Source organism: Candidatus Symbiopectobacterium sp. NZEC135 (assembly GCF_025962695.1).
Genome location: NZ_JAGFPF010000871.1, coordinates 1 through 876, shown reverse-complemented (window position 1 = coordinate 876; position 876 = coordinate 1). Strand labels below are relative to the sequence as shown.

Below are 876 nucleotides of genomic sequence, written 5' to 3'. Positions count from 1 at the left end.
CGGGGTTGTGGTCGCGGGATGCAGTTGAGCGGCAGAGGAGTCATCAGGAGGGCAATGGTGTGCGCGCTGCGTATATCCATAAGGCGGAACATTTGGATGAGCGTAAGCTGATGCTGCAATGGTGGGCGGATTTTCTTGATGCGAATCGGGAGAGGGCGGTGAGTCCGTTTGATTTTGGGAGGTTGACGGCGGGTTAGTGTGTAGTGGATAAGTAGGCTGTTATTCTGGCTGGATCAGATAACAGCTTATTTATCGGAACACTGCTAAATATTATATTAGGTGCAGCGTGTAATCATAAATTTTCGGTTTAAAAACTATCTTCCTAAAAACCCATGCATTATCTAGAACATGTGAATATTTTTGTTGCAGAAGTGGAAAAATGACACAAAATTGCATTCCTACGGAAACTTGACTGATATAATCATCAGAACCAAGTAATATTTTTCATAGCGTCAAGTATATCAGTTTTTAGCTAGGGTTTTCACACGGTTTGCACTGAAAACAGAAGTCAGATCGTTTTACTTAGATAATTTAAGTGTATTCAAAGATGCCGCTTATGTAGACGGCATTCTTCGTTCATGCTTGTTGCTGATATAAATAGCTCTCTTGCATTAAAAAAATATCGATCTCGTCCATTAAAATATCTATGCTGTGTTTTACTGCATCAATAAATTTTTCTATATTTTCTTGAGTCGGTAATATTGAGTTCTCACCATGAGCAATACAATTTCTGACATGTACCAGACGGTCTAGTGTACTGATTAAGTGTGTAAATCGTGCATAGTTAAAGTTAAACATCTGGCATAATTCCTTCAAAACTTCACTATGTAAATTAGATTTTGTTTCGATCTTTGTATTAAATCTAACAGTATTTCT

Annotated in this window: 1 protein-coding gene and 1 pseudogene; one reads left to right on the top strand and one right to left on the bottom strand. The window is 38.1% G+C overall.

The features are described 5' to 3' along the window. Positions 1–197 (top strand): annotated as a pseudogene (locus tag J5224_RS31095) (integrase); the annotation flags it as partial. Between the two features lie 379 nt (positions 198–576). Here J5224_RS31095 and J5224_RS31090 read toward each other — a convergent pair. Further along, positions 577–876 (bottom strand): MAE_28990/MAE_18760 family HEPN-like nuclease (locus J5224_RS31090; protein ID WP_264628862.1); only part of this gene is annotated, 300 nt, incomplete at its 5' end.